A 26166-nucleotide genomic window follows, 5' to 3' on the forward strand; every position below is an offset into this window, starting at 1 on the left:
TTTGATTAAATTTAATATAAATTGCTAAATTTAACAGTAAATTTTCCTCCTTTTTATGCTGATTTTTATCTACAATTCAATATAATTACGCTTAGTTTTTATTTGAAATCAAAATAAATTGATAATCTTAAAATGCATATAAATTAAGAGAGGTAGAACTATGCCAAAAAGAGAAGATATCAAGACAATTTTATTAATAGGTAGTGGTCCTATTATCATTGGCCAAGCTTGTGAATTTGATTATAGTGGTACTCAGGCTGCTAAGACTTTAAAAGAGCTAGGATATAGAGTAGTGCTAATTAACTCAAATCCAGCTACGATTATGACAGACCCAGATTTTGCCGATGCAACATATATTGAGCCAATTACTAAAGAGAGCATTAGTAGAATTATTAAAAAAGAAAATGTAGATGCGCTCTTGCCTACGATGGGTGGTCAAGTTGCTTTAAATGTGGCTATGGAGCTTTATGAAAATAATATGCTTGGCGATGTTAAATTCCTAGGTGCTAATCCAGAAGCGATTAAAAAAGGAGAAGATAGGGTAGCATTTAAAGAGGCTATGATTAAAATCGGTATGGATCTACCAAAATCTATGTATGCATATAATATGGAAGAAGCACTAAAAGCTGCTAATGAGATTGGATTCCCACTTATTATTAGAGCTAGTTATACTCTTGGCGGTGCTGGTAGCGGTGTGGCATATAACCTTGATGAGTTTAGAGATATTGCTGAGAGTGGGATTGAGGCTAGTCCAATAAATGAGATTTTAATCGAAGAGAGCTTGTTGGGATGGAAAGAGTATGAGATGGAGGTTATTAGAGATAGAGCTGATAACTGCATTATCGTCTGCTCTATTGAAAACTTTGATCCTATGGGCGTGCATACAGGAGACTCTATAACTGTAGCTCCAGCTCTTACGCTAACTGATAAAGAGTATCAGTATATGCGTGATGCAAGCTTTAAAATCTTGCGTGAAATTGGCGTAGATACTGGAGGCAGCAATGTGCAATTTGCTGTAAATCCAAAAAATGGTAGAATGACTGTAATTGAGATGAATCCACGAGTAAGTAGAAGCTCAGCCCTAGCTAGTAAGGCTACAGGTTACCCAATTGCTAAGGTAGCAACTATGTTAGCTGTGGGCTTTACTCTTGATGAGATTAAAAACGATATTACAGGAACACCAGCAAGCTTTGAGCCAGTAATTGATTATATAGTAACTAAAATTCCTAGATTTACCTTTGAAAAATTCCCAGGTTCTAATCCATATCTAGGCACTGCGATGAAGAGTGTTGGCGAGGTTATGGCAATTGGTAGAAGTTTTAAAGAGAGCGTCCAAAAGGCTCTTTGTAGCTTAGAAAAAGATTATAGTGGATTTAATTATCTAAATTTAAGCGACGAAGATTTGGTTTTTGGATTAAGAAATGGTCATGAAAATAGAATTTTATATATTGCACAAGCTTTTAGAAATGGCAAAAGCGTAGAAGATGTTTATGAATTAACTAAGATTGATAGATGGTTCTTAACTCAAATTTATGAGATAATTGAATTTGAAGACCGTATAGATATGGATATTTTAAATGATAAAGAGCTATTAAGAAAGGCTAAAACTTGGGGCTTTAGCGATAAGATGATAGCGCATTTAATCAATTCTAAAGATAATCTAGAACTAAGTCAAAACGATATATATTATGCTAGAATGCGTCACCAAATCGGCTTAGAATATAGCGAGGTTGATACTTGTGCTGGCGAGTTTCCAGCACTAACTCCATATCTATATAGTAGTACAAATATCACTCCAAATCTACCAAATCTACCTATAAATAGTAATAATAAAAAAGTTTTAATAATTGGCGGAGGCCCTAATCGTATAGGTCAAGGTATTGAGTTTGATTATTGTTGTGTTCATGCTAGTTATGCTTTAAGAGATTTAGGTGTTACAACTATTATGTATAATTGTAATCCTGAAACTGTATCAACTGACTATGATACTAGTGATATTTTATATTTTGAACCAATTGATTTTGAACATTTAAGAGCGGTGATTGAGCGTGAAAATCCAGATGGCGTTATCGTTCATTTTGGCGGACAGACTCCGCTTAAATTTTCTAAACGCTTATCAATGATCGGTGCTAAGATAATTGGAACTACAGCTAGGGTAATTGATATTGCTGAAGATAGAAAAAAATTTAGTGAGTTTATTCGCTTAGTTAATGTAGCTCAGCCCGATAATGATACTGCTATTAGCGAATCTGAAGCACTAGAAAAGGCAAATAAAATCGGCTATCCAGTTTTAGTTCGTCCTAGCTATGTCTTAGGCGGTAGAGCAATGAGAAGAGTTCATAGCGAGATTGAGCTTAAAGAGTATATGAGTGAAGCAGTTAGAGTTAGTAATAACTCTCCAGTTTTACTTGATAAATTTTTGCAAGATGCAACTGAGCTTGATGTAGATGCTATTAGCGATGGCAAAGATGTATATATCGGTGCAATTATGGAGCATATAGAAGAAGCAGGGATCCATAGCGGTGATAGCGCTAGCATACTCCCACCGCAAAACTTAAGCCAAGATATCATAGATCAAGTAGAAAAATGCACCAAAGATATCGCTTTGAAGCTTGGTGTTATAGGGCTTATGAATATTCAATTTGCTGTGTATGATAATAAACTTTATATCATCGAGGTCAATCCAAGGGCTAGTCGCACGGTGCCTTTTGTCAGTAAAGCTACAGGCTTACCAATGGCTAAGGTAGCAACACGCGTAATGTGGCAAGGTAATTTAAAAGAGGCGCTTGAGTTTTATGATCAATTTAAAGTAGTTAAATTTGATGGCGAAATTTATAAGCCTAGTTTAAATGGCGTAGTATGCGTGAAAGAGAGTGTGTTCCCATTTAATAAATTAAGTGGAGCTGATCTAATCTTAGGGCCAGAGATGAAAAGCACTGGTGAGGTTATGGGTATTAGTGATAGTTTTGAAAAGAGCTTTGTTAAATCACAAATTGCAGCTAAAAATATCTTGCCAAGTAGTGGTACTGTCTTTATCAGTTTAGCTGATGCAGATAAGGCTCGTGGCGTTGAACTTGCTAAAAAATTTGATAGCTTAGGATTTGATATAGTAGCAACTGGTGGTACATATAAAACTCTAGCTCAAGCTGGAGTAAAATGCGAGATGGTTTATAAAATTAGTGAAGGCCGTCCAAATATCGAAGACAGGCTAAAAAATGGCGATATAGCCCTAGCGGTAAATACTAGCGATAGCAAATCTAGCACTAGCGACGCTGTGAAAATCCGCCAAGCGGTGCTTAGATTTAAAATCCCATATTTTACTAATATGAACGCAGCCCTAGTCGCCGCTAGCTCTATCAGTGCAAATGAAGCAGCCTTAGAGGTCAAAAGCTTACAAGAGTATTTAAATAGATAATAAATTTGCCACGCTTAGTCGTGGCAGCTTATTTAAGATATATTTAAATGATCTACCTAGCACAAACTGATACCACGGCTGGATTTTTAAGCCAAAACTTAGAAGAGTTAAACAGGCTTAAAAATCGCCCTTTAAATCAGCCTTGCTTGATTTGTGTAAGTAAATTTAGCGTATTAAAAGAGCTTTCAAGAGCGCCTAAAAAATATAAAAATTTAATCCGCCGCACTAAAAAAACAACATTTATCTATCCAAATTCACAAGCTATAAGAGTGGTAAAAGATCATCCACACGCTAAGTTATTAGATAAGTTAGGATGGGCATATTCTACTAGCGCAAACCCTCATAAAAAGGGATTTGATATCGAATTTGCGACGGCTAATGCGGATATAATCATAGATACGAAATTTACCCCAGCCCCAGCTTCAAAAATTTATAAAATATCTAAAACAAATATAAGAAGAATTAGATAATTTCATCATCTTTTACGATCTTTTCTATAAGGCCAAATTGAATATGCTTAATCTCAAATTCCCCAGCCTTTATAAATCCTATGCTATCATTTGGGCGGATTTTGTAAATTTTGGATTTGATTTTGAGCTTTTTTCGTCTGCCAAATAGTGCGTTGATAAAGCTTATTGTGTTGTTTCTTTGCCAGTTTAGATCTAAATTTACTCTAAAATGCTTTGGCAATTTTTTCTTTTTACTACCAATCAAAAAATACCTAATCGAACCTGTTAAGATCTCACCACCATATAGATGCAGCCTTGACCAGATCGTCATAGAGCTTAATATCTGCTTAAGCTTATCTTCTTCGATTATATCGGGGCGAGTTTTGCTACGATTTTTATCTATGAATTTCAAAAAATTATGTTTGGTAATAATCTGCTTATTTTTGAGAATTTGCCTTGACAGATTGATTCTAGTTTTGTCAAAAACAACAAAGCTTAAAATATTAAATTGACTCAAATCAACCTCTTTATTTTGGAGATAATCTTTAAAAATTTGAGTATTTTTAATCAGTTTAGCAAATGGATCTTGATGAAGAGTGGTGCGATTTTTGGTAGTTTGTATCCACTCATCGCCCTTGATATCGATATTTCCAACCCAGTGCTTAAACTCTATAAGATAGATATTAAGCCCATCTACAATGATAAAATCAATCTCGTGTAATCCAGATTGGCTACCTTTGACACGCTTATTTTTGTAGATATTTAGCCCTTTAATTTGGCTAATTGTATCGAAAAATTCACTCTCAGCTATACTCCCAGCACGACTAGCCATATTTGGCAAAGTTATGCTTGGGCTTGAGATAAGCTTATAATTTTGCCAAAAGTTTTTTATCATTTAATCAGCCTATTTACAGCTAAACTAGCTAAATTTAGTCCAAAACTAGCAGTTACGCCTATAAAACTTCCTAAATTCACGCAATTTGGTGCTTCAGTAGAAAATACTACCTTATAATCACCCTTAAATCCAGCTTTTTTAAGCTCATATCTTATTTTTCTAGCAAATGGATCATTTGTAGTTTTCCAGATACTTGCGACTTTTATTTTTGTTGGATCTAACCTTTTAGCGCCACCCATTGAGCTAAGTAGTCTTTTAGAGCAAATTTTGGCTATTGCTACTTTGGCAGGGATATCATCGATACAATCTATTATAAGGTCAAACTCACTAAAATCAAATTCGCTTATCACGCTAGGGGTTAGCTTTAAATTCACTCTCTTTAAGCCAGGATATAATCTAGCAAATACATCTGCTTTATACTCACCGATATTTTCGCTACCTATTTGGCGATTTTGGTTGGTAATATCGAATTTATCGCAATCAATCGCCGTGATATGTCCAACGCCGCTACGATAAAGCGCATCGATACACACGCCACCCACACCGCCACAGCCACATACTAAGACTTTGGAGTCTTGGAGTTTTTGAAATTTATCGCCAAAAATCCAGCGACTTCTAGTAAATCTATCAACCATTTTAAATCCATTTTTTTATAGTTTCTATGCTTTTGTGAGCGGTCATATCAAGCTTAATTGGCGTTAGACTAGCGTATTTTTCATCAAGCACCGATATATCACACTCATAGCCTAAATTAGCAGCATATCTAATCCCCGGTGTCCCTAGCCAGTAGTATTCTAGCCCTCTTGGATTGCGATGGATTTGGGCGTTTGTGTTGTAGCTTTGCTGACCTGCGGGGACGATTTTTAGCCCTTTATATTCGCTTTTTGACACGGCTGGGATATTTAAATTTAAAAACTCTCTACCGCTTAATGGATAGCCATTTTCAAAGATATTTTTGACTAATTCTAAGGTAATTTCACAAGCTAAGCTAAATCCAAATTTATCCAAACTATCATTTTTATATAGTTGCGAAACCGCAATGGAGCAAACCCCTTGAAGTGTGCCCTCCATAGCACCACCGCAAGTGCCTGAATAGGTGATATCTTCGCCTACATTTGCGCCGTGATTTATCCCACTTATTATAAGATCAGGCTTTTTATTTTTATACATTGTCTCAAGCGCAAGATATACACAATCACTAGGCGTAGCGTCATCAAGTTTGAAAAATCCATCATCAAGCTGAATAAATCTAAGTGGGCGAGTAAGAGTTATAGAGTGCGAACAAGCTGATTTTTCGCTACTTGGGGCGACTACTACTACATTAGCTATTTGGCTAAGCGCATCACGCAAAGCCAGTATCCCAGCTGCCTCAAAGCCATCATCGTTTGTTATCAAAATCTCTTTCACTTATATCCTTTTTGATGAATTTTACCTATAATTTTTAAATTGTTAGCTATAATTTGAGCTAAATTTAAAAGGGAAATTATGAAAATTTTAGTTTCTTGCCTAGAAGCATCGGCAAATTTACACCTTAAAGAGATTTTAACTCATCTTGATGGGGTGGAGATTTGCGGGATTTTTGATAAGAGATTTGGTGCTGCTCTTTATGATAGTAAGGAGTTTAGCGCTATGGGATTTGTGGAGATTTTGCCACTGATATTTAAGGCCAAAAGAGCGTTAAAACAGATGGTGGAGTTAGCTAAAACTTGTGATAAGGTTTTGCTAATAGATAGCCCAGCTTTTAACCTGCCTTTGGCAAAAGCGATAAAAGAGGCGAATTTAAAATGTGAGATAATATATTATATCTTGCCACAGGTTTGGGCGTGGAAGCCAAAGCGAGTAGCTAAGGTAGAGAGATATTGTGATACTTTGGCATCTATTTTGCCTTTTGATAGTAAATTTTATCATAGAAGCCAATATGTAGGCCATCCACTCTTAGATGAGATAGATATCCAAAAAAATTCTTATAAGAAAAACTCTATAATATCATTTATGCCAGGATCTAGAAGAAGCGAGATAAGTCGCTTAATGCCACTATACAAAGAGGTAGCTAAAAATATTAATGGCAAAAAACTTTTGGTAATTCCGCCATTTTTGGCTAATAATATTGCTGAGTATTATGGGGATGTGAGTGAATTTGAGATTGTTTATGATACTAAAGAAGCATTGATAAAAAGCGATTTTGCCTTTATCTGCTCTGGGACAGCGACTTTGGAGGCGGCCTTGATAGGAGTGCCTTTTGTGCTTTGCTATAAGGCAAAAGCGATTGATATATGGCTTGCTAGAAAACTTGTGAAGTTAAAATATGCAGGTCTGGCAAATATAATATTTGATTTCATGGGTAAAGAGCCTTTACATGATGAGCTAATCCAAGAAGATGCCAACGCCCAAAATTTAATCAAATCTTATAATAATTATGATGAAAATAAATTTATAAAGGCCGCTAAGGAGCTAAGAGAGTATCTAAAACACGGAAGTGCTAAGAGCGTTGCTGATATGATTTTAAGATAAAATAGGATAAAATCCTAAATCAAATTTAAAAGGAAAAGCCATGACAGAACCAATGACAATCTATGGTTATGAGAAGATTACAGCTGAATTAAAAGATCTAAAGACAATCCAAAGACCAGCGATAGTAAAAGAGATAGATATAGCAAGAAGCCACGGTGACCTAAAAGAAAACGCCGAGTATCACGCCGCTAGAGAGAAACAAGCCTTTATAGAAAATCGCATATCCGAACTTAGCGATATAGTAAGCAGAGCTAAGGTAATCGATCCTAGCGAATATGAGCATGATAAGGTTAAATTTGGCTCAACTGTAACTATAATGGATATCGATAGCGAAGTTGAGACGACATACACTATCGTAGGGATAACCGAGAGCGATCTTAGCCGTGGATTGATCTCTATTTCAACACCAATTGCCAAGCAATTAATCGGCAAAAAAGCAGGCGATGAGGTGATTTTGACCTTGCCAAATGGTAAAAGCGAGATAGAGGTGGTTGAGGTAAAATATCAAGATATAGTTTTTGAGTGAATTTGATTAACTTAAGGATGAAAATGGCAGATAAGATCAGAGTAGGAATAGTTGGAATTAGTGGTTATACAGGGCTTGAATTAGTTAAAATGATAGTGGCTCATCCAAATTTTGAGCTTAGTTATGCGGGGGCTAGTGGTAGTGGGAATTTGGCTCAAAGCTTTACTAGTTTAAAAGGCGTTATCGATATGCCAATCGAAGCGGCAAATACTGATGAAATCAAGGCTAGATGTGATTTAGTATTTTTGGCTTTGCCACATAGCGAAGGAATGAAAATCGCTAAAGAGCTAAGAAAAAGCGATATAAAAATCGTAGATTTATCGGCTGATTATCGTGTGAGCTTAGAAAATTATGAGAAGAATTATTGCGCTCATTTGGATAAAGATGGATTAAAAGATGCCGTTTATGGGCTAGTGGAGATGAACAGAGATAGGATTAAAAAGGCAAATTTAGTAGCTAATCCGGGGTGTTATCCTACTTGTTCGCTTTTGGGTTTGTTGCCTTTTGCCAATATGCTAGATCCTAAATTTGGTGTTATGATTGATGCTAAAAGCGGATTAAGCGGAGCTGGCAAGAGCCTAAAATCTAGTAGCCATTTCATAAGCGTAAATGAGAATATGAATGCCTATTCGCCACTTACTCACAGGCATAGCGATGAGATTAAAGAGCATCTGAATTTAGCTCATAATACCAATATTGATGTAATGTTTGTGCCACATTTAATCCCGCTTAGTCGTGGAATGCTAGTTAGTAGTTATGGGGTTTTAAAGCCTGAATTTAAGGATATTGATCCAATAAGCGTTTTAGAAAATTTTTATAAAGATGAGAAATTTATACGCATTAGGCGTGAGCCAGTTAGCATCAAAGATGTCGCTGGAACGCATTTTTGCGATATTTTTGCGATAAATAATGGTGGCAAGATTTGGATAAATTCTAGTATAGATAATCTTCTTCGTGGCGCTTCATCTCAAGCTTTAGCAAATGCGAATTTAATGCTCGGGATAGATGAGGCGGTGGCTTTGCCGATTATTGGGAATTCTATATGAGAATTTTATATGGGGCGATTTTTATAGCTGATGCACATGAAAACGATAAAAGATCCCAATTCTTAAAACTTATTAAAAGCTTCAATAGCGGCACTTTGCCGCTGCCACCACAGATATTTTTGGTTGGTGATATATTTGATTTTCTAAGCTCTACTAGCTATACTCAAATATTTTATAAAGAGTGGATCGAAGAGCTAAATTTGCTTGCTAAAAAGAGTGAAATTCACTATTTTGAAGGCAATCATGATTTTAATCTTAGCTCCGTTTTTAAGGGTATCACAATCTATCCTATCTCATCTCAACCAGCTATTTTTACCCTTGGTGATAAGCGTGTAGCAATAGCTCATGGAGATATATTTTTGGGATTTTTTACACAAAATATACTTAAATTTCTTAGAAATAATAGGTTTTTAAAATTGATGGATTTTATAGATAAGAGCTTAAATCACAAGATATCTAAGTGGATTTTATCTACTCAAAAAGATAAGAATTTATCCTATAAAATACCAAATTTCAAAGAGCTAATAAGTCAAAAAATCGCTAATTACCAAGGTGATATTGTAATTGAAGGGCACTATCATCAAGGGGTTAGATTTGAGATAAATTCAAAAGATTATATAAATTTACCTTGTTTTGCGTCTGAGCGTAGTTATTTTATTGTAGAATACGCCGATGAAATTAAATTTCAACTTATAAGGAGCCCAAATGTTTGATGATAATATCTTAAAAACGGGTTCGAATGAGATGGAGCTTGTTGATTTTCGCATCTTAAAAAAGGGCAAAGATACTGTATACGAGGGTATTTACGGTGTCAATGTTGCTAAAGTAAAAGAGATAATCAAAATGCCAAATCTCACCGAACTACCAGGCACGCCCGATTATATTGAGGGGATTTTTGACCTTCGTGGCGTAGTTATTCCAGTTATTAGCCTTGCTAAATGGATGCAAATTGAAGAGCCTAAAGAGGCCTTTGTAAAACCTAGAGTTATTATTGCTGAGTTTAGTAATATATTTATTGGTTTTATTGTTCATGAAGCTAAAAGAATTAGACGTATAAACTGGAAAGATATTGAACCAGCAAATTTTGCTGGAAGTGCTGGAACTGGAACTTTAGACAGATCTAAAATCACAGGCGTAACAAGAATTGAAAATGATGATGTTTTACTTATTTTGGATTTAGAAAGTATTGTTGAAGAATTAGGAATATATCAGCCAAAAATGGAAGTTGAGGTAAATGAGATACATAAATTTAGTGGTGTAGCACTAATTTTAGATGATAGCCTTACAGCTAGACGTTTAGTTAGTGATGCACTAACAAAAATGGGTTTAAGAGTAGTAGAGGCAAAAGATGGCGTTGAAGGACTTGAGAAGCTAGAAGATCTTTACTCAATGTATAAAAACGACTTAGAACAAAATCTACGTGTTATTATCAGCGATGTTGAGATGCCACAGATGGATGGTTTTCACTTTGCGGCTAATGTAAAAGATGATAAGAGATTTGCTAATATTCCTATCATCTTTAACTCATCATTGAGTAATGAATTTAGTGAACTTCATGGCAAGGATGCAGGCGGTGATGTGTTCTTAACTAAATTTAATGCTACAGAATTTTATGCCGCTGTTTCAAAAGTGATTGAATCACGCAAAAAATATATCAGTTAAGAGGTGATTTATGGATGATATGCAAGAGATACTAGAAGACTTTTTAGTCGAGGCATTTGAGCTTATTGAGCAAATTGACCATGATTTAGTCGAGTTAGAGGCTAATCCTGAGGATCTAGAATTATTAAATAGGATATTTCGTGTAGCTCATACAGTCAAAGGTAGCTCGTCATTTTTAAATTTTGATGTTTTAACAAAGCTTACTCACCATATGGAAGATGTGTTAAATAAAGCTCGCCACGGAGAGTTAAAGATAACTCCAGATATTATGGATGTTGTTTTAGAATCAGTAGATATGATGAAAGCGCTTTTAAGAAGCATTAGAGAGCGTGGAAATGATGTTGATGCGGGTGTGAATATATCTGATATATGCGATAGATTAACTGCTATTAATGAAGGCAGAGATCCAAATGCTGATCATAATATATCTACACAGCCACAAGAAGAGGCGCAATCTAAGCAAGATAGTCATTTAGAGCCACAATCAGCAATGGATCAAGAGCCAGAGGTGGATGTAAATAGTTTAAGCGAAGCTGAAGTAGAAGCTGAGATCGAAAGATTGCTTAAAGTTCGTAAAGCTGAAGATCAAGCTAGACGTGATAAGCAAAAACAAAATAGCGAACAATCAGCTGTGCAAACTCCTGAATCAGCTCCAGCACCAGAACCAGCACCAACTCCAGCCGCTAAACCAGCGCCTAAAAAAGAGTCAAAAGAATCAAATGCTCCAGCTCATTCTAGCGCCTCAGCTGTAGAACAAACTATTAGGGTCGAGGTGAAGCGACTTGATAACTTGATGAATTTAATCGGTGAGCTAGTTCTTGGTAAAAATAGACTTCTTAAAATTTATGATGATGTAGAAGAGAGATATGAGGGTGAAAAATTCCTTGAGGAGTTAAATCAAGTAGTAAGTGCATTAAGTTTAGTAACAACTGATATCCAGTTAGCTGTTATGAAGACTAGAATGCTACCAATTGCTAAAGTATTTAACAAATTCCCAAGAATGGTGCGTGATTTAAGTCGTGAATTAGGTAAGCAAATTGATCTAGAAATAAGCGGCGAAGAGACAGAGCTAGATAAATCAATCGTAGAAGAGATTGGCGATCCGCTAGTTCATATCATTAGAAATTCATGTGACCATGGTATTGAAAGTCCTAAAGAGAGATTAGCAGCTGGCAAACCTGAAAAAGGTATTATTCAACTAAAAGCTTATAATGAAGGCAATCATATCGTAGTTGAAATAGTAGATGATGGTAAGGGAATTGACGCTTTAGCTGTTAAGATGAAAGCATTAGAAAGGGGCTTAATCACAGAAAGAGAAGTTGATAGCATGACTGATAAAGAGGCATTTTCGCTTATATTTAAGCCTGGATTTTCTATGGCTAAGCAAGTTACAAATGTCAGCGGTCGTGGCGTGGGAATGGATGTTGTCAAGACAAATATCGAAAAGCTAAACGGTATCATAGATATAGATAGCGAAGTAGGTAGAGGCACGATAATGAAACTCAAAATTCCACTAACACTAGCTATTATCCAATCTTTATTAGTAGGTTCTCAAGAAGAATTTTATGCTATACCACTAGCAAGCGTAAAAGAGACTGTTAGAGTTCCAGTAGATAATATTTACACTATTGAAGGTAAAAATGTCCTTAGACTTCGTGATGAAGTTCTTAGTCTTGTTAGACTTGGTGATCTGTTTGGAGTTAAGCAGGTATTTGAAAGTGGCGATCAAACCTATGTAGTTGTAATCAATGTAGCTGATAGTAAGCTTGGTATTATTGTAGATAGCTTGATTGGCCAGGAGGAGATTGTTATTAAATCACTTGGTAACTACTTGCAAAATATCCGTGGAATTGCTGGTGGTACAATTAGAGGCGATGGTAAGGTAACTCTAATTGTAGATGTAGGTATGATTATGGATATGGCTAAAGAGATTAAAGTAGATATCAGAGCCAGTATGGAATCAAGCGCACAAATGTCTAAAAAAGAAAAACCAAGCGATTATAAAGTCCTAATCGTAGATGACTCTAAGATGGATAGAACAATTATGCAAAAATCGCTTGAACCAATCGGCGTAACTGTGATTGAGGCAACAAATGGTATAGAAGCACTAAATATAGTAAAATCAGGTGATCACAGCATAGATGCGATGCTAATAGATATCGAAATGCCTAGAATGGATGGATATACCCTAGCAGGCGAGATTAGAAAATACTCCAAATATCGCAATCTACCATTAATTGCCGTTACCAGTAGAACAAGCAAGAGCGACCGCTTAAGAGGCGTAGAAGTAGGTATGACTGAGTATATCACCAAACCATACTCACCAGAATACCTAGAAAATGTCGTAAGAAAAAATATAAAGCTAGTGTAAGGAAGTAAAATGAGCGATAGATTAGGTGAGGTTTTACAAAGACAAAAACAGCAAATAAATGAACCAGAAAGTACTAAAGATAGAGAAGAGATAGAACAGCTTGTAGGCTTTATCGTTGGGGAAGAGGAATTTGCTATTCCAATTTTATATATCAAAGAGATTATTAAGCCAATCGAGTATACAAGAGTACCTAGCGTTCCACCATATGTACTTGGTGTGTTTAATCTTAGAGGTAGTGTAATTCCTTTAATAGATTTAAGAATTAGATTTAATCTAGAACCTAGCAAAATGACCCCAAATACTAGATATATCGTTATGCAAGATAACGAGAATATCGCAGGGTTTGTTATAGATAGGCTAACTGAAGCGATTAGAATAAAGACTAATCAAATTGACCAGCCACCTGAAACTTTGGCAAAAGATAAAGGTATGATACAAGGTATTGGCAAAAGAGATAATAATATCTTAACGATATTAAAGGTTGAATCTTTATTAAAGCGTGATTTTTAAGGTTTTTATATGATAAAACTTTGTGTTTTTGATTTTGATTCTACTTTGATGGATGGTGAGACTATCACCATCCTCTCAAGTGCGATGGGCAAGGATAAAGAAGTTGGCGAGATAACTGCTAGGGCTATGGCGGGCGAGCTTGATTTTTATGAGAGTTTAGTACGACGTGTTAGATTGATTGAGGGTTTAGAACTTAGTAGGGCACTAGAAATTACATCAAATTTACCATTTATTGCCGGTGCAAAAGAGATAATCGCATATCTAAAATCTAAAAATATTAAGACAGTTGTATTTAGTGGTGGGTTTCATATTGCTACTGATTCAGCACAAAAAAAGCTTGGCTTTGATCTAAATTTTGCAAATGAGCTTCATCATAAAAATGGTATTTTAACTGGTAATGTCGGTGGCGAGATGATGTTTGGTAACTCTAAGGGCAAGATGCTTTTACGACTTAAAGATTTTATGGGTTTAAGTATTGATGAGGTTGCCTGCGTAGGCGATGGAGCAAACGATTTATCTATGTTTAAAGAGGCTGGCACTGGTATTGCATTTTGTGCAAATAAGATACTAAAAGAGGCAGCAACTCACATCATAGATATTAAAGATTTAAATGAGATTAAAAAAATTATATAAAAGGTAGAAAATGAGAGATATTAACTTTTCTCTTTGGTGTGATTTTTTAGAGCGTGATTTTATAAATTCAGAATTTATAGAATTAATTCAAAATGACACAATCAATGGAGCTACAAGTAATCCAAGTATATTTAAAGAGGCGATTTGTAACTCACAAGCCTATAGTGAACAAAAAGCCAAATTTAGCAAAAGAAGCGCAAAAAAGATATATGAAATTTTAGCTACAAACGATATTAAAATGGCAGCACATAAAATGCTTGCTAATTATGCAGTTGGAAACGATGGCTTTGTAAGTATTGAAGTAGATCCAAATTTGATCTTAGCTAGTGATATCATCGATGAGGGAAAAAGATTATATAATGCGATTAAGATGCCAAATGTGATGATTAAAATTCCAGCTATATCATCTGGATTTGATGCAATGTGCGAATTGATGAAAAAGGGAATTAATGTAAATGCAACACTGATTTTCTCTAAAGACCAAGCGCAAAATTGTTTAGACGCATTTAAAGAAGGTACTAAAAAATATAGTAAAAAATTTCCACAGACTCCACTTCCTCAAGGAGTGATTAGCGTGTTTGTAAGCAGGTTTGATAGACTACTTGATGAAAAGCTTGAAGAGACTGGTAAATTTGGAATTTATAATGCTACAAATATCTATAACAAAATTCAAAATGCTGGCCAAAGAAATGTAAGAACACTATTTGCAAGTACTGGAGTAAAGAGTAATCAGCTTCCAGCAGATTATTATATTAAAGAACTTCTGTATCCAAATTCAATTAATACAGCCCCACTTGATACTATTAAATCATTTATCGCAAGTGGCGAATTTACTCCAAAAACTATACCAAGTAGCGAGGAAATAGATACATTTATGACTAAAGCTAAAGAAGCTGGAGTGGATTATAATAAGGTTTGTGCTAAGCTTTTAGATGATGGCTTGGATGCATTTGTAGCGGCTTTTGATGAAATTTTGACATCATTATCATAAGCTTAAATTTAGATTTTTTAGCTATAATTGCCAACTATTTTATTTTAAGGAAAGATAATGTTAGAAGGCATTGTTAGAGAGAGTATTGACAAAAGAAGCACGAAAGCTCTTAGGAAAGATGGTTATCTAATCGCTAACATTTACGCAAAAGGTATTGAAAATATCAATGCTGCTTTTAAAGTAAATGATTTTATCAAAGCTGTTAAGGCTAAAAGCGGTTTGAAATTTGATGTCAGCGTAGGTGGTAAAACCTATAATGTTGTGGTTGTAGATTACCAAAAACACCCAGTAACAAGTATTTTAAAACATGTTGATTTAAAAGTTGTTTTACCAGATGTTGAGTCTAAATACCTTGTCCCAGTTGTCCCTGTAGGCACTCCAGCAGGTATCAAAAATAAAGGCGTTTTATTACAATCTAAAAAACGCTTAAAAGTTAAATGTAAAGGCAAAGACCTTCCAGATAGCTTTAAAGTAGATGTATCACCACTTGATATTGATGATACTATCTTAGTTCGTGATATCGAGGCTCCACAAAATGTCCGCATCATCGATGCAGGTCGTGTAGCTGTCTTAGGTGTAGTAAAAGCTAAGTAATGACTCTAATAGCCGGACTTGGCAACATTGGTAAAGAGTATGAAAATACTCGCCATAATGTTGGATTTATGCTTATTGATCTAATCTTAAAAGATGGTGGATATAGTGATATAAGTTCGGCTAAATTTCAAGGTGAGCTATACAAAAATGGCTCACTTCTTCTTCTTAAACCATCCACATATATGAATTCAAGTGGCAAATCCTTAAAAGCTGTAAATGATTTTTACAAACCTAATCACATTATTGTTATCCATGATGATCTTGATATCGCTTTTGGTGCGATGAGATTTAAAAATGGCGGAAGTAGCGGCGGCCATAATGGAATCAAATCTATTGATTCTTTAATAGGCAATAACTATGATAGAGTCCGCATAGGAATAGGCCGTAGTGATAGAAGTGTTATTGATTATGTTTTGGGTAAATTTGATAATAGTGAGATGACGCAACTTAATAAAATTTTATCTCATGCTAAAGAAGCTGTTTTAGCCTTAGCAAATTCTGGTGATATTGCAGCTATTTCATCAAAATTTACACTTAAAGCATAAAATTATCTTAATTCTAAATTTGATATAATACCAAAATTAAATTTAGGATTAACATGAAATTAGAAGATATTAAAACTCCAGCCTATGTTTGTGAAGAGGCGAAGCTTAAGTCAAATTTGAATATACTTAGTCATGTTGCTAAGGAGAGTGGAGCTAAGGTGCTTTGTGCGCTTAAGGGCTTTGCTTTTTCCCCTGGTATGCCACTTGTCTCTAAAATGTTAAATGGTGCTACATGTAGTGGTTTAATAGAAGCTAAATATGCTAAAGAGCATGGTTTTAGAGAAATTCATACCTATTCTCCAGCTTTTAGCGATGATGATATAGATGAAGTTTTATCAATTAGCCATCATGTTGTTTTTAATAGTTTTGCACAGTGGAGAAGATTTGCTACTAAGGCTAAAAATAGTAAAGCTAGCATAGGCTTACGTGTCAATCCAAATGTCTCAGCTAGTCCAACTGATATGTATAATCCATGTGGAAAATATTCTCGTTTAGGCATTACTAAAACAAACTTTGAATTTAGCGAGCTTGATGGAATTGAGGGATTGCATTTTCACGCACTTTGCGAGGAGAGTGCTCAAAGCTTAGAGATTGTTTTAAAAGCATTTGAAGAGCAATTTGGTAAGATTATTCCACGTATGAAATGGATTAACTTTGGTGGAGGCCATCACATTACAAAAGCAGGATATGATATAGAGCTATTGATAAATTTAATTAAAAGCTTTTCCCAAAAATATGGCGTACAAGTCTATATTGAACCAGGTGAAGCTGTAGGTTGGGAGTGCGGGTTTTTGATTGCAAGTGTGCTTGATATTGTAGATAATGAGCAAAAAACTTGTATAATTGATGCCTCTGCTGAATGTCATATGCCTGATACGATTTTAATGCCATATCGTCCAAAAATTAGAGGCGAGAGAGTTGATGGTGAATTTTGTTACAGATTTGGTGGAGCGACTTGCTTAGCTGGCGATATAGTAGGAGCTGAGGCTGGTGAGCCAATTTACAGCTTTGATAAGCCAATAGATATTGGTGATAGGGTAATTTTTGAGGATCAAATTCACTATACAATAGTTAAAAATACCACATTTAATGGCGTTAAGCTTCCAAGTTTGGCAATGATGGATGAGAGTGGCAATGTCGCTATTTGGCGTGAATTTGGTTATGATGATTATGCAAAACGAAACTAAGTAGATTAAATGGCAGACGAACAAGAAAAAACCGAAGAGGCCACCGCCAAGAAGATTGAGGATGCTAGAAATAAAGGTAATGTCCCTAAATCTCAAGATATGAGCGGCTTTGTAACATTGCTTGTAGGATGTGTAGCACTCATTGCTTTGATGGGATTTATGGGCGATCGAGTAATGAATTTGTATCTATATTATCAAGATATAATTGGTACTCCGCTTACTAGGGAGCTGTTTTTTAAGATTGTAATTCATTCGGTTTTACAGTGTTTGCTTATACTTTTACCGCTATTAATTTGCGTGATGATCGCAGGTATTATTGCTAATGTTATGCAGTTTGGTTTTATTTTTACTACCGAGCCACTTACGCCAAATTTCTCTAAACTTGACCCAATTAAAGGTCTTGCTAATCTTTTTTCACTCAAAAAAGCCGTGGAGACGGTTAAGATTGTAGTTAAAGTTTCGGCAATTTTTGGCTGTGCGTTTTACGTATTTTTACAATTTATTACCGAGTTGCCTTATACAATGTTTTACACGATGTTTGACCAGTTAGTTTGGCTTAGAAATAAAATGTTTATTCTAGCTGGGATTATGCTCTTGCTCTTTATGCTGATTGCAATTGCAGATATTTTTATCGTAAGGTATCAATATTTTAAAGGGCTTAGAATGTCCAAACAAGAGGTAAAAGATGAATACAAGCAAATGGATGGAGATCCCCGTGTCAAAGGGCGAATTCGTCAGCTTCAGATGCAAGCAGCCAAGAAGCGTATGATGCAAAATATCCCCGCAGCAGATGCTATTATAACTAACCCAACTCACTATGCTGTAGCTATCCGTTATGATAAAGATAAAGAATCAGCGCCTGTAGTGCTAGCTAAAGGCGTGGATCATTTAGCGCTAAGAATTAGACAGATTGGCATTGAGCATGGAGTGCAAATAGTAGAAAATCCACCATTGGCTCGTGAGTTATACCGATTGTGCGATGTTGATGATCAGATTCCAGCTACGCTATTTAAGGCTGTGGCTGAAGTACTTACATTTGTATATTTAGGCAATAAGACTAAATTTGCTAAAAGATTAAATGGATAAGTGTTTATTTTTATCATATGCATTGCTTATGGTATAAGATGTTATCTTTATTTTGATTAGCTGAGATTCTTTTATAGAATGTTTAATAGCAGTTGGTATTACTTATGACATATATAATGGTTTTATTTAAAAAATAGTAATTGGTATGAAACACAAAAAGGCTTTAGTAGAGTATTGCCTTAATGGTTTTCTTAATGTATATAATGATATAGTAATTAAATTAACTACTTAGCCACCACCGACAAATTCAACAATTTCGATTTTCATCTGATCTTTTAGTTTGAATTCACTCCAGATAGTCCGTGGGACTATCTGCATATCAACTTCAGCAGCAACTCTATTGCTATCATAGTTTTGAGATTCTATGAGCTGGGCTAGATTGGTATCATCAGCGATATTAATTAGATTCGAGTTTAGCCAAATTTGCATTACTTCTCATCCATTGCATAGGTTGTACGATACTCTTCGTAGCTACCTTTAAAGTCTATAATTTCACCATTACCTTTTAGGTGTAATATTCTATTGGCAAAGGCATCAATTAACTCTCTATCGTGGCTTACACAGATACAACTACCACTAAAGTTATATAACGCTTCACCTAAAGCAATGATAGCTTCTAGGTCTAGATGGTTATTTGGTTCATCTAAGATAAGCAAATTCGCCCTTTGTAGCATAAGCTTAGATAGCATTAATCTATGCTTTTCTCCACCGCTTAAACTTCCTACTTCTTTTTCTTGTTCAGCTCCACTAAATAGCATTCTACCTAAGCATTTACGAATCTCATCTAGGTCTTTATTTTTGCTATCTTGAAGCCACTCATATAGTTTTAATGTTCCAGTAATTTTATTTGAGCTATCTTGCGCAAAATATCCTAATTCTATTGTTGCTCCAATATGCACTTTACCGCTATCTGCTTCTAACTCGCTCATTAAAATCTTGCATAAAGTAGATTTACCTACGCCATTGGTTCCGATGATTGCGATTTTATCACCTTTATTCATCTTAAAATTAAAATTATCTAAAATCACATTATTATCAAATTTTTTGCTTACTGATTTTAGCTCGATTAGCTCATTTCCGATCTCACGATTAATCCTAAACAGTATGCTAGGATCACGGCGGCTAGATATTTTAATCTCATTGATTTGAAGTTTTTCAAGCTGTTTGGCTCTACTTGTGGCTTGCTTTGCTTTACTAGCATTGGCACTAAATCTAGCTATAAATTTCTCAAGCTCTTCACGCTCTTTTAACTTCTTATCACGCTCCATTTCAGCTTGTTTAGCGACTAAATTTGCTGCGATATACCAATCATCATAATTACCGCTAAATTCTCTAATTTGCTTAAAATCAACATCTAATATATGAGTGCAAACTCGGTTTAAAAAGTGTCTATCGTGGCTGATGACAACTAGAGTTCCTTCGTGATTGATTAGCTCTCTTTCTAGCCAAGCGATAGCATCGATATCAAGGTTGTTTGTCGGCTCATCAAGAAATAAAATATCAGGCTTAGGAAATAGCACTTGAGCGAGCAAGACTTTTACCTTATCGCTGCTTTCGATTTGGCTCATTAATTTATCATACTCATGTAAGCCAAGTGAGCTTAGGATCTTTTCTATCCTTGTTTCATACTCATATGTTGGGTCCTCTTCAGCGGTGATAATCTCAAGTTCGCTTAAACGCTCATTGATTTCATCTGTGAATTCTTGGCTTAGATATAATTTTTCTTTCTCTTTTATCGCATCATATAGTCTTTTGTTTCCCCATAAAACAGCATCTTTTAAGGTAAAATTTTCAAATGCAAATTGATCTTGGCCTAAGACGCCGATTTTTTTATTAGATTCTATGATTATATCGCCGCTAGTGTGTTCTATTTGGCCGCTTAAAATCTTTAAAAATGTAGATTTTCCAGCACCATTTGCGCCGATTAGGCCATAGCGATTGTGCGAATTTAGCTTTAAATTTACATCTTCAAATAGTAGCTGAGAGCCAAAACGGTGTGTTAAACCTTTGATTTCAACCATTACTATTCCTTAATGCAAGTCAGCATTTAGCTTAATAGCTCTTTTACTAATGCTAGCTGTGATTTGACCTGTTTGGCTATTTTGGCGATAGTGAATTCCATTTAGATTGGCTAGTTCAAGTGCTTTATATATCTCTTTATCAAATTTAAACCCTGGATTTACTTTTTCAAGAGCCTCTTTATCGCTTATATATATTTTTGTACCTTCAAGAATTGCTATACCAGCATCTATGATACAATCATCGCCAAGAGGTACGCCAGTTACTGAATTAGCACCTAAAAGGCATCTTTTACCTACGCTAATTGGATTGCCATTTGTGCCACTTAGTACGCCTAAAATACTCGCACCACCGCCTACATCGCTTCCATCTCCTACGCTTACAGAGCTTGAGATTCTACCTTCTACCATTACTGGTCCAGTTGTTCCAGAGTTGAAGTTAATATATGAAGCGCCTGGCATTACTGTTGTGCCTGGTGCTAGAACCGCACCCATTCTTACTTTTGCACTATCTAAGATTCTAGTATTGTCGCTTGGTATTATGTGATTTAGGTAGCGTGGGAATTTATCTACGCTTACTATATTTGGATACCAGCCTTTCATCTTTAGCCAAATTTCATTCTCTCTTAAATTGTCTAATTCGTGTGGATTGCCATCACTATCCCAAGCTAGATTTGGTAATAAACCAAAAGCGCCATTAAGATTTAGTGATCGAATTTCGGCTTTATTTAGTGATAGTAGATATAGTTTTAGATAGACAGCTTCAACGCTTTTTGGCGCATCATCGCTATATAAAAATGTTACTACAAATTCAACATCATTTTCCATCTCGCCATCATTTAAAATCTCATCTATTACGAGTAGATTTTGAACATTTTTGTGTTTATCGCCTTCGCATTCATCTAGTAAAAAATCAAATATATTAAGCGCATCAGCTGTAATAGCTGAGTTAATCGGTGCTACAAATTCACTCCCACTATTATCGATTTTTATACCATTTTTTTCAATTGCCCAGCTTAATACAGCTGCACTTCCATAATTTTCATTCATATTTACTACTGCGTAATTTACGCTGATTGTTTTGGCTGATTTACCTTTTATGCTTCTACCGATTGCAAATGCAATTGGATCTTTATAACCAGCTTGAGAACGAATCTCATCGGTAAATTTTTTTAAATCATTTAAATTTTTAATATTCATAATCTTTCCTTTTATTTAATTAAATTGACTCTTTATCCATCATATCTTTGTAGCTACTTAGAGCATTTTTACGCTCTTGTAGATAGCTATTTAGTTTTGGCTTGCTTTGTTGTATAATTAGTTCAAAATCATCTTGACTTTTTATTCCATCTTCGCCAAACTTATCCAAAAGTACATTTGAATTGCCTACTAAGGCTAAATATTTTTGGTTTTCGTAGTTTAGTAAAACTACTTTATTTTGGGCATCTAATGATTTTTCATAGAGGACATCTACACTCTCATTGCTCCAATCAAAGTTACTTATAGAAGCTGTAGTAGCTTGAAAATTTGAAGCGGTTTGATAGTTTGAGTTTGCTTGCAAATCTGGTGAGGATTGAAAATCTTGAGCTGTTTGATAACTTTGTGCCGATTGTGAATTTGTAGTACTTTGATGATTTTGTTCTATTTGAAAATCAGCGGCTTGATAATTTTGCGATACTTGTGGATTTGGTGTAGCAATATCAAATGATTTTGGATTTGGCGTAACTTTTGGTGTATTTATAGTAGTTTTAGTAGTTTGTATGCTTTTGGCTTGTTGATTTTTTTTTGTATATTTAGCTTTGATAAACATTAAAAAAACAAAGAGTGTAAATAGAACTAAAATTACTATAATGTAGTTTGTATACATATCATCACCACTATCTTTTTTGGTCGGGATATTAGCTAGTTGATTTTGTTCTTTTGGTTGAGTGCTTGCAACTTGTGTTGGTTTGATATTTTGTGCTGATTGGGCAGTTTTTTCTATAGCTGACTGATTGGTAGATTTAATTGGGATTTGTGGTGTTACACGAATTCTAAGACCAAATTTATCACTAGTTTTAGAGGCAACTATAGAGATTGGCTTAGATGATTTTAGCTGCAGTGTAGCACTATTATTAGCTGAGGTAATTAAAATATTTTGGATAATATTTGATTTTATCTGCTTGCTTACTTGACCTTTTAAAGATAGATCGCTTAGGATGATATAGGTTAAATCAGCGTTATTTTGTTGTTTTATAGTGCCATCATATGGAGCATCAAAACTAAGCATAATATCGATACGCTCATCACGTTCATATATATTGTGAGTAAGTAAATTTGATGCCCAAATTGGCAAAGCTATAAATATTAAAAGCCAAATTTTCATATTAGCTCTCTTCTAAAATATTGGATTACAGATTTAGAATCTAATATCTCATTTATACGGATTGCCAAGTTTTTTTCATACACCATTACCTCGCCCTTGCCAAATATTCTATTATTGATGTATAGTTCTACGCTTTCACCAGCTGGTTTATCTAAATCTATAACTGAACCAACATCAAGTCGTAAAAGTTCACGTACGCTAATAGTAGTCATACCAAGATCGCTAATAAACTCTACGCCAATATCTAGCAACTCATCGTAGTCACGAAATAATCCATTTTGGTTTGTATTTGTCTCGTTCATACTTTTTTATAGCCTATTTTGAAAGTTTTATTTTTTATTTTAAAAATATGAGATTTTTCAAGTCTAACTGGAAATCTCTCGACTTTGCCTAGAAATTCAGGTGTACCAAGCCTATAAATTCCATCATTATTATCACTTAAGAGATGCTTGGCATAACCTACGATTTGATTAGCTACCTCTCTGCTTAAATCGCCTAAATCAGTCTTTTTAGCCTCTTCAGTGTTAAATAGTTTATCTACAAAAAGCTCTAAAGTCTCTTTTTTAAAATATAGATAAAATTGAAACTCTATATCATCTTTATATAAGGGAATACTAGCACCATATAGGTCTTTTCCTAGACTTTTTCCCTCTTTTATCTCGTAACCAAATACATCAGTGCAAAAGTGTCTAGTAGCATAATTGATAGCATTTAGCATTATAATCTCCTTAAGTTTTGGCTAATATTATACAAAATTTAGCTTTAAAAGAGTTTATTTGACTAAATTCTGACTGATTTTAGTTTGAAATTTAGCCAAATTGTGTAACTATTCAAATAACTCTTTTATCTTTTTGTGAGCGGTTTGTGGGTCAAATTTGCTTGTAATCTCTACAATTTTTGTGCCTATAATTGCGCCATCTGCATACTCTTTTACCTTTTTGACATCGCTAGCATTCTTGACCCCAAAGCCTATGGCGACAGGCAAATTGGTATTGTCTTTTATAGTTTTAATCATATCTTTTAATCTATCAATTGAGCTTTGTTCCCCGCCAGTTACACCCAAAGAGCCTACAGCATAGATAAAACCATTAGCTTTGCTTAATATCTCTTTTGACCTTTTGGTGCTTGTAGGAGCGATTAATCTTATGAGTGCGATGCCGTATTCTTCGCATTTTTGGGCGAATTTACTACTCTCTTCAAAAGGCATATCAGGGACTAAAATTCCACTAATTCCACACTCTAAACTTTGGCGTAAAAATTTATCTTCGCCATAAGCTAAAATAATATTGTAATATACTAAAAATACCAATGCTTTAGAGGTTTTAACACCTTTTAGCATATCAAAAACTTTTGTTGTATTTACTCCGTTATTGCATGCTTGAAATGCTGCATTGGCTATAAGTTTGCCATCTGCTAAAGGATCAGAATAAGGTATTCCAATCTCAATTATATCAAGCACGCTATCATCAAGTAAATTTAAAAACTCTTTGCTGTATTCTAAGCTAGGATATCCAGCTACAATGTAGCCGATATTTGCTTTTTTGCCTTTAAAGGCATTTGCTATCTTATCCATATATTGTTCCTTTTTTATAATCCATTATAGTATGCATATCTTTATCGCCTCTACCACTTACATTTACTACAATATTTGAGCGTTTTTGTAGTGTAGGACATAGCTTATCTAAATAGGCTAGGGCGTGAGAGCTCTCAATAGCTGGTATTATCCCTTCTAATTTTGATAGCAATTTTAGGGCATTTATGCACTCATCATCACTAACAGCATAGTAGCTCACTCTACCTATATCTTGTAAATGCGCATGCTCTGGCCCAACACCTGGATAATCAAGCCCAGCACTTATGCTATGAACGGGCAAAATCATTCCAAATTCATCTTGTAAAACGATGGTTTTCATCCCATGGATTATGCCATCAGCGCCCTTAGTTAGAGTCGCTGCGTGGTATTTAGTCTCTATACCAAGCCCAGCGGCTTCTACGCCTATTATATTTACACTTGGATCATCTAAAAAAGCTGAAAATATCCCAATAGCATTACTTCCACCGCCCACGCAAGCGATGATATAATCAGCTTTTACCCCTTTTTCATCTAATTGTGCTTTGGCTTCAGTGCCAATTATGCTTTGGAAATCTCTAACGATTTTTGGGTATGGATGAGGCCCAACAGCTGAACCGATCACATAAAATCTACTCTCTATCTCATTTACCCACGCTTGAATAGCTGCCGTGGTGGCCTCTTTAAGTGTGCCAAGTCCATCGCTAATAGGCACTACATTAGCCCCTAAAAGCTGCATTTTATAGACATTCAGAGCCTGTCTTTTGGTATCGCATTCACCCATATAAACATCACACTCCAAACCCAAAAGCGCCGCCGCAGTCGCAGTAGCCACGCCGTGCTGACCAGCGCCTGTTTCGGCTAAGACCTTCTTTTTACCCATTTTTTTGGCAAGCAAAGCTTGGGCTAGGGCGTTATTGATCTTGTGAGCTCCTGTGTGATTGAGATCTTCTCTTTTTAGATAGATATCATGCCCATAATGCTCACTTAGCCTTTTGGCGTGATACAATGGGCTTGGTCTGCCTACATAATCTCTTAAAAGCTCATTTAACTCAGCCTTAAACTCATCGCTACTAGCTATCTTTTCATAAGCAACTTCTAGCTCATTTAATGCGCTCATCACGGTTTCAGGGACAAATTGGCCACCATATTTACCAAAATAGGCTTTTGCATTCATCTTAAATCTCCTAAATTAACTATTTTTAAAATTTCATATATCTTTTTGCTATCTTTAAACCCAAACTCATCTTCTATTTTGCTATTTATATCAATTAAATTTGGTTTAAGCTTCATAGCTTCTTTTAAATTTTCTACACCGATTCCACCGGCTAAACCAAATTTGATATCTAAATTTTTTAGTAAATCCCAATTAAATTTAACCCCATTTCCACCCCTTTTTTCACCTTTTGTATCAAATAATACTTTATCATAGCTCCCATTAAGCTCTGGCAACGATTCACCCACGCTAAAAACTTGCCACACCTCACAATCAAATTTGGCCTTATCATCTACTTTTTCATAGATTTGAACGGCGTCTAAACTCGTTAAATTCACTATCTTAGCTATCTTATCAAACTCAATCCCAGCAAATACTCCAACAACTTTTATACCAAATTTATGAGCCAAATCAGCAATATTTTTAGCCATTTCTAAGCTAACTTGCCTTTTACTCTGAGCGAAAATCACACCGATGAAATCCACCCTTTGAGCGTCAAATTCGCACTCGCATACGCTTTTGGCTTCGTTTAAATTTTTGATACCGCAAATTTTGATTAATGGCTTCATCTTAAAA

At 35.2% G+C, this 26166-nt stretch carries 27 protein-coding genes; 15 read left to right on the forward strand and 12 right to left on the reverse strand.

The features are described 5' to 3' along the window. Positions 1-160 precede the first annotated feature (160 nt). Together carB and CIGNP109_RS07085 are read left to right on the forward strand one after the other, a co-directional pair. Complete coding sequence (gene carB / locus CIGNP109_RS07080; protein ID WP_086228741.1) at positions 161-3415, forward strand: carbamoyl-phosphate synthase large subunit; 3255 nt, start codon at positions 161-163, stop codon at positions 3413-3415. 47 nt (positions 3416-3462) lie between these two features. After that, positions 3463-3885, forward strand: a complete 423-nt coding sequence (locus CIGNP109_RS07085; RefSeq protein WP_086227348.1) for a Sua5/YciO/YrdC/YwlC family protein — start codon at positions 3463-3465, stop codon at positions 3883-3885. Here CIGNP109_RS07085 and CIGNP109_RS07090 read toward each other — a convergent pair. The 3 genes from CIGNP109_RS07090 to surE are packed head-to-tail and all read right to left on the reverse strand — an operon-like array spanning position 3878 to position 6166. After that, positions 3878-4759 carry a nuclease-related domain-containing protein gene (locus CIGNP109_RS07090; RefSeq protein WP_180380029.1) on the reverse strand — a complete coding sequence of 294 codons (882 nt, stop codon included), beginning with the start codon at positions 4757-4759 and terminating at the stop codon, positions 3878-3880. The genes CIGNP109_RS07085 and CIGNP109_RS07090 overlap by 8 nt on opposite strands. Then, positions 4756-5394, reverse strand: a complete 639-nt coding sequence (locus tag CIGNP109_RS07095) for a ThiF family adenylyltransferase (RefSeq protein WP_086228742.1) — start codon at positions 5392-5394, stop codon at positions 4756-4758. Before CIGNP109_RS07095 ends, CIGNP109_RS07090 begins: the two co-directional genes overlap by 4 nt. A 1-nt stretch (position 5395) precedes the next feature. Next, entirely contained in the window at positions 5396-6166 is a 771-nt protein-coding gene (gene surE, locus CIGNP109_RS07100; RefSeq protein WP_086225519.1) for a 5'/3'-nucleotidase SurE, read from the reverse strand. 78 nt (positions 6167-6244) lie between these two features. On the opposite strand from surE, the gene lpxB reads away from it, so the two are divergent. Genes lpxB through flhB form a run of 13 tightly spaced genes read left to right on the forward strand, consistent with a single transcriptional unit; the run spans position 6245 to position 18421 of the window. Then, positions 6245-7270 (forward strand): lipid-A-disaccharide synthase, encoded by a 1026-nt coding sequence (gene lpxB, locus CIGNP109_RS07105; RefSeq protein WP_086228743.1) that lies wholly within the window; start codon positions 6245-6247, stop codon positions 7268-7270. 40 nt (positions 7271-7310) lie between these two features. Continuing rightward, positions 7311-7796: a transcription elongation factor GreA gene (gene greA, locus CIGNP109_RS07110; protein ID WP_086228744.1), complete on the forward strand. Its 486-nt coding sequence runs from the start codon at positions 7311-7313 to the stop codon at positions 7794-7796. Positions 7797-7819: 23 nt separating this feature from the next. Continuing rightward, a complete protein-coding gene (argC, locus tag CIGNP109_RS07115) occupies positions 7820-8842 on the forward strand; it encodes an N-acetyl-gamma-glutamyl-phosphate reductase (RefSeq protein WP_442861893.1) in 1023 nt (340 codons plus the stop codon). Next, positions 8839-9555: a UDP-2,3-diacylglucosamine diphosphatase gene (locus tag CIGNP109_RS07120; RefSeq protein ID WP_086228745.1), complete on the forward strand. Its 717-nt coding sequence runs from the start codon at positions 8839-8841 to the stop codon at positions 9553-9555. Before argC ends, CIGNP109_RS07120 begins: the two co-directional genes overlap by 4 nt. After that, the gene (locus tag CIGNP109_RS07125; RefSeq protein ID WP_086225514.1) at positions 9548-10504 is read left to right on the forward strand and encodes a chemotaxis protein; all 957 of its coding nucleotides are present in this window, start codon (positions 9548-9550) and stop codon (positions 10502-10504) included. The genes CIGNP109_RS07120 and CIGNP109_RS07125 overlap by 8 nt, the downstream gene beginning before the upstream one ends. A 10-nt stretch (positions 10505-10514) precedes the next feature. Beyond that, entirely contained in the window at positions 10515-12875 is a 2361-nt protein-coding gene (locus CIGNP109_RS07130; protein ID WP_086228746.1) for a hybrid sensor histidine kinase/response regulator, read from the forward strand. Between the two features lie 9 nt (positions 12876-12884). After that, positions 12885-13385, forward strand: coding sequence for a chemotaxis protein CheW (locus CIGNP109_RS07135; RefSeq protein ID WP_086228747.1), 501 nt, complete (start codon positions 12885-12887; stop codon positions 13383-13385). A 9-nt stretch (positions 13386-13394) separates the two neighbouring features. Next, positions 13395-14018 (forward strand): phosphoserine phosphatase SerB, encoded by a 624-nt coding sequence (serB, locus tag CIGNP109_RS07140; RefSeq protein ID WP_086228748.1) that lies wholly within the window; start codon positions 13395-13397, stop codon positions 14016-14018. Between the two features lie 10 nt (positions 14019-14028). Beyond that, positions 14029-15009, forward strand: coding sequence for a transaldolase (locus CIGNP109_RS07145; protein WP_086228749.1), 981 nt, complete (start codon positions 14029-14031; stop codon positions 15007-15009). Between the two features lie 57 nt (positions 15010-15066). Further along, the gene (locus CIGNP109_RS07150) at positions 15067-15603 is read left to right on the forward strand and encodes a 50S ribosomal protein L25/general stress protein Ctc (protein ID WP_086225509.1); all 537 of its coding nucleotides are present in this window, start codon (positions 15067-15069) and stop codon (positions 15601-15603) included. Then, complete coding sequence (gene pth / locus CIGNP109_RS07155; protein WP_086228750.1) at positions 15603-16148, forward strand: aminoacyl-tRNA hydrolase; 546 nt, start codon at positions 15603-15605, stop codon at positions 16146-16148. The genes CIGNP109_RS07150 and pth overlap by 1 nt, the downstream gene beginning before the upstream one ends. 53 nt (positions 16149-16201) lie before the next feature. Further along, positions 16202-17335 carry a carboxynorspermidine decarboxylase gene (gene nspC, locus CIGNP109_RS07160; protein WP_086228751.1) on the forward strand — a complete coding sequence of 378 codons (1134 nt, stop codon included), beginning with the start codon at positions 16202-16204 and terminating at the stop codon, positions 17333-17335. 9 nt (positions 17336-17344) lie between these two features. Further along, the gene (flhB, locus tag CIGNP109_RS07165; RefSeq protein WP_086228752.1) at positions 17345-18421 is read left to right on the forward strand and encodes a flagellar biosynthesis protein FlhB; all 1077 of its coding nucleotides are present in this window, start codon (positions 17345-17347) and stop codon (positions 18419-18421) included. A gap of 228 nt (positions 18422-18649) precedes the next feature. On the opposite strand, the gene thiS is transcribed toward flhB, so the two are convergent. The 9 genes from thiS to CIGNP109_RS07210 form a co-directional block, all read right to left on the reverse strand. Continuing rightward, on the reverse strand, positions 18650-18850 hold the full coding sequence (gene thiS, locus CIGNP109_RS07170; protein ID WP_086225505.1) for a sulfur carrier protein ThiS: 201 nt from the start codon (positions 18848-18850) through the stop codon (positions 18650-18652). After that, positions 18850-20442 (reverse strand): ABC-F family ATP-binding cassette domain-containing protein, encoded by a 1593-nt coding sequence (locus CIGNP109_RS07175; protein WP_086228753.1) that lies wholly within the window; start codon positions 20440-20442, stop codon positions 18850-18852. The genes thiS and CIGNP109_RS07175 overlap by 1 nt, the downstream gene beginning before the upstream one ends. Positions 20443-20451: 9 nt before the next feature. Further along, positions 20452-21639 (reverse strand): tetrahydrodipicolinate N-succinyltransferase N-terminal domain-containing protein, encoded by a 1188-nt coding sequence (locus tag CIGNP109_RS07180; protein WP_086228754.1) that lies wholly within the window; start codon positions 21637-21639, stop codon positions 20452-20454. Positions 21640-21658: 19 nt separating this feature from the next. Beyond that, entirely contained in the window at positions 21659-22804 is a 1146-nt protein-coding gene (locus CIGNP109_RS07185) for a hypothetical protein (RefSeq protein ID WP_086228755.1), read from the reverse strand. After that, complete coding sequence (gene fliN, locus CIGNP109_RS07190) at positions 22801-23106, reverse strand: flagellar motor switch protein FliN (RefSeq protein ID WP_086225501.1); 306 nt, start codon at positions 23104-23106, stop codon at positions 22801-22803. The genes CIGNP109_RS07185 and fliN overlap by 4 nt, the downstream gene beginning before the upstream one ends. After that, positions 23103-23522, reverse strand: a complete 420-nt coding sequence (locus CIGNP109_RS07195) for a restriction endonuclease (RefSeq protein ID WP_086225500.1) — start codon at positions 23520-23522, stop codon at positions 23103-23105. Before CIGNP109_RS07195 ends, fliN begins: the two co-directional genes overlap by 4 nt. 108 nt (positions 23523-23630) lie before the next feature. Beyond that, on the reverse strand, positions 23631-24377 hold the full coding sequence (trpA, locus tag CIGNP109_RS07200; protein ID WP_086228756.1) for a tryptophan synthase subunit alpha: 747 nt from the start codon (positions 24375-24377) through the stop codon (positions 23631-23633). Continuing rightward, complete coding sequence (gene trpB / locus CIGNP109_RS07205; RefSeq protein WP_086227330.1) at positions 24370-25551, reverse strand: tryptophan synthase subunit beta; 1182 nt, start codon at positions 25549-25551, stop codon at positions 24370-24372. The genes trpA and trpB overlap by 8 nt, the downstream gene beginning before the upstream one ends. Beyond that, positions 25548-26159: a phosphoribosylanthranilate isomerase gene (locus CIGNP109_RS07210; RefSeq protein ID WP_086228757.1), complete on the reverse strand. Its 612-nt coding sequence runs from the start codon at positions 26157-26159 to the stop codon at positions 25548-25550. Before CIGNP109_RS07210 ends, trpB begins: the two co-directional genes overlap by 4 nt. Positions 26160-26166: the final 7 nt, after the last annotated feature.

The organism is Campylobacter sp. P0109 (genome assembly GCF_002138755.1).
Lineage (GTDB): Bacteria > Campylobacterota > Campylobacteria > Campylobacterales > Campylobacteraceae > Campylobacter > Campylobacter devanensis.

Bases quoted from the DNA above. Each gene is read 5' to 3' on its own strand.
- CIGNP109_RS07185 (WP_086228755.1), bottom strand. From the start codon at position 22,804: ATGAAAATTTGGCTTTTAATATTTATAGCTTTGCCAATTTGGGCATCA.
- CIGNP109_RS07210 (WP_086228757.1), bottom strand. From the start codon at position 26,159: ATGAAGCCATTAATCAAAATTTGCGGTATCAAAAATTTAAACGAAGCC.
- CIGNP109_RS07125 (WP_086225514.1), top strand. From the start codon at position 9,548: ATGTTTGATGATAATATCTTAAAAACGGGTTCGAATGAGATGGAGCTT.
- trpB (WP_086227330.1), bottom strand. From the start codon at position 25,551: ATGAATGCAAAAGCCTATTTTGGTAAATATGGTGGCCAATTTGTCCCT.
- CIGNP109_RS07175 (WP_086228753.1), bottom strand. From the start codon at position 20,442: ATGGTTGAAATCAAAGGTTTAACACACCGTTTTGGCTCTCAGCTACTA.
- thiS (WP_086225505.1), bottom strand. From the start codon at position 18,850: ATGCAAATTTGGCTAAACTCGAATCTAATTAATATCGCTGATGATACC.
- pth (WP_086228750.1), top strand. From the start codon at position 15,603: ATGACTCTAATAGCCGGACTTGGCAACATTGGTAAAGAGTATGAAAAT.
- lpxB (WP_086228743.1), top strand. From the start codon at position 6,245: ATGAAAATTTTAGTTTCTTGCCTAGAAGCATCGGCAAATTTACACCTT.
- argC (WP_442861893.1), top strand. From the start codon at position 7,820: ATGGCAGATAAGATCAGAGTAGGAATAGTTGGAATTAGTGGTTATACA.
- serB (WP_086228748.1), top strand. From the start codon at position 13,395: ATGATAAAACTTTGTGTTTTTGATTTTGATTCTACTTTGATGGATGGT.
- CIGNP109_RS07120 (WP_086228745.1), top strand. From the start codon at position 8,839: ATGAGAATTTTATATGGGGCGATTTTTATAGCTGATGCACATGAAAAC.
- CIGNP109_RS07135 (WP_086228747.1), top strand. From the start codon at position 12,885: ATGAGCGATAGATTAGGTGAGGTTTTACAAAGACAAAAACAGCAAATA.
- CIGNP109_RS07090 (WP_180380029.1), bottom strand. From the start codon at position 4,759: ATGATAAAAAACTTTTGGCAAAATTATAAGCTTATCTCAAGCCCAAGC.
- greA (WP_086228744.1), top strand. From the start codon at position 7,311: ATGACAGAACCAATGACAATCTATGGTTATGAGAAGATTACAGCTGAA.
- CIGNP109_RS07150 (WP_086225509.1), top strand. From the start codon at position 15,067: ATGTTAGAAGGCATTGTTAGAGAGAGTATTGACAAAAGAAGCACGAAA.
- CIGNP109_RS07195 (WP_086225500.1), bottom strand. From the start codon at position 23,522: ATGCTAAATGCTATCAATTATGCTACTAGACACTTTTGCACTGATGTA.
- carB (WP_086228741.1), top strand. From the start codon at position 161: ATGCCAAAAAGAGAAGATATCAAGACAATTTTATTAATAGGTAGTGGT.
- CIGNP109_RS07130 (WP_086228746.1), top strand. From the start codon at position 10,515: ATGGATGATATGCAAGAGATACTAGAAGACTTTTTAGTCGAGGCATTT.
- nspC (WP_086228751.1), top strand. From the start codon at position 16,202: ATGAAATTAGAAGATATTAAAACTCCAGCCTATGTTTGTGAAGAGGCG.
- CIGNP109_RS07095 (WP_086228742.1), bottom strand. From the start codon at position 5,394: ATGGTTGATAGATTTACTAGAAGTCGCTGGATTTTTGGCGATAAATTT.
- CIGNP109_RS07145 (WP_086228749.1), top strand. From the start codon at position 14,029: ATGAGAGATATTAACTTTTCTCTTTGGTGTGATTTTTTAGAGCGTGAT.
- fliN (WP_086225501.1), bottom strand. From the start codon at position 23,106: ATGAACGAGACAAATACAAACCAAAATGGATTATTTCGTGACTACGAT.
- trpA (WP_086228756.1), bottom strand. From the start codon at position 24,377: ATGGATAAGATAGCAAATGCCTTTAAAGGCAAAAAAGCAAATATCGGC.
- flhB (WP_086228752.1), top strand. From the start codon at position 17,345: ATGGCAGACGAACAAGAAAAAACCGAAGAGGCCACCGCCAAGAAGATT.
- CIGNP109_RS07085 (WP_086227348.1), top strand. From the start codon at position 3,463: ATGATCTACCTAGCACAAACTGATACCACGGCTGGATTTTTAAGCCAA.
- CIGNP109_RS07180 (WP_086228754.1), bottom strand. From the start codon at position 21,639: ATGAATATTAAAAATTTAAATGATTTAAAAAAATTTACCGATGAGATT.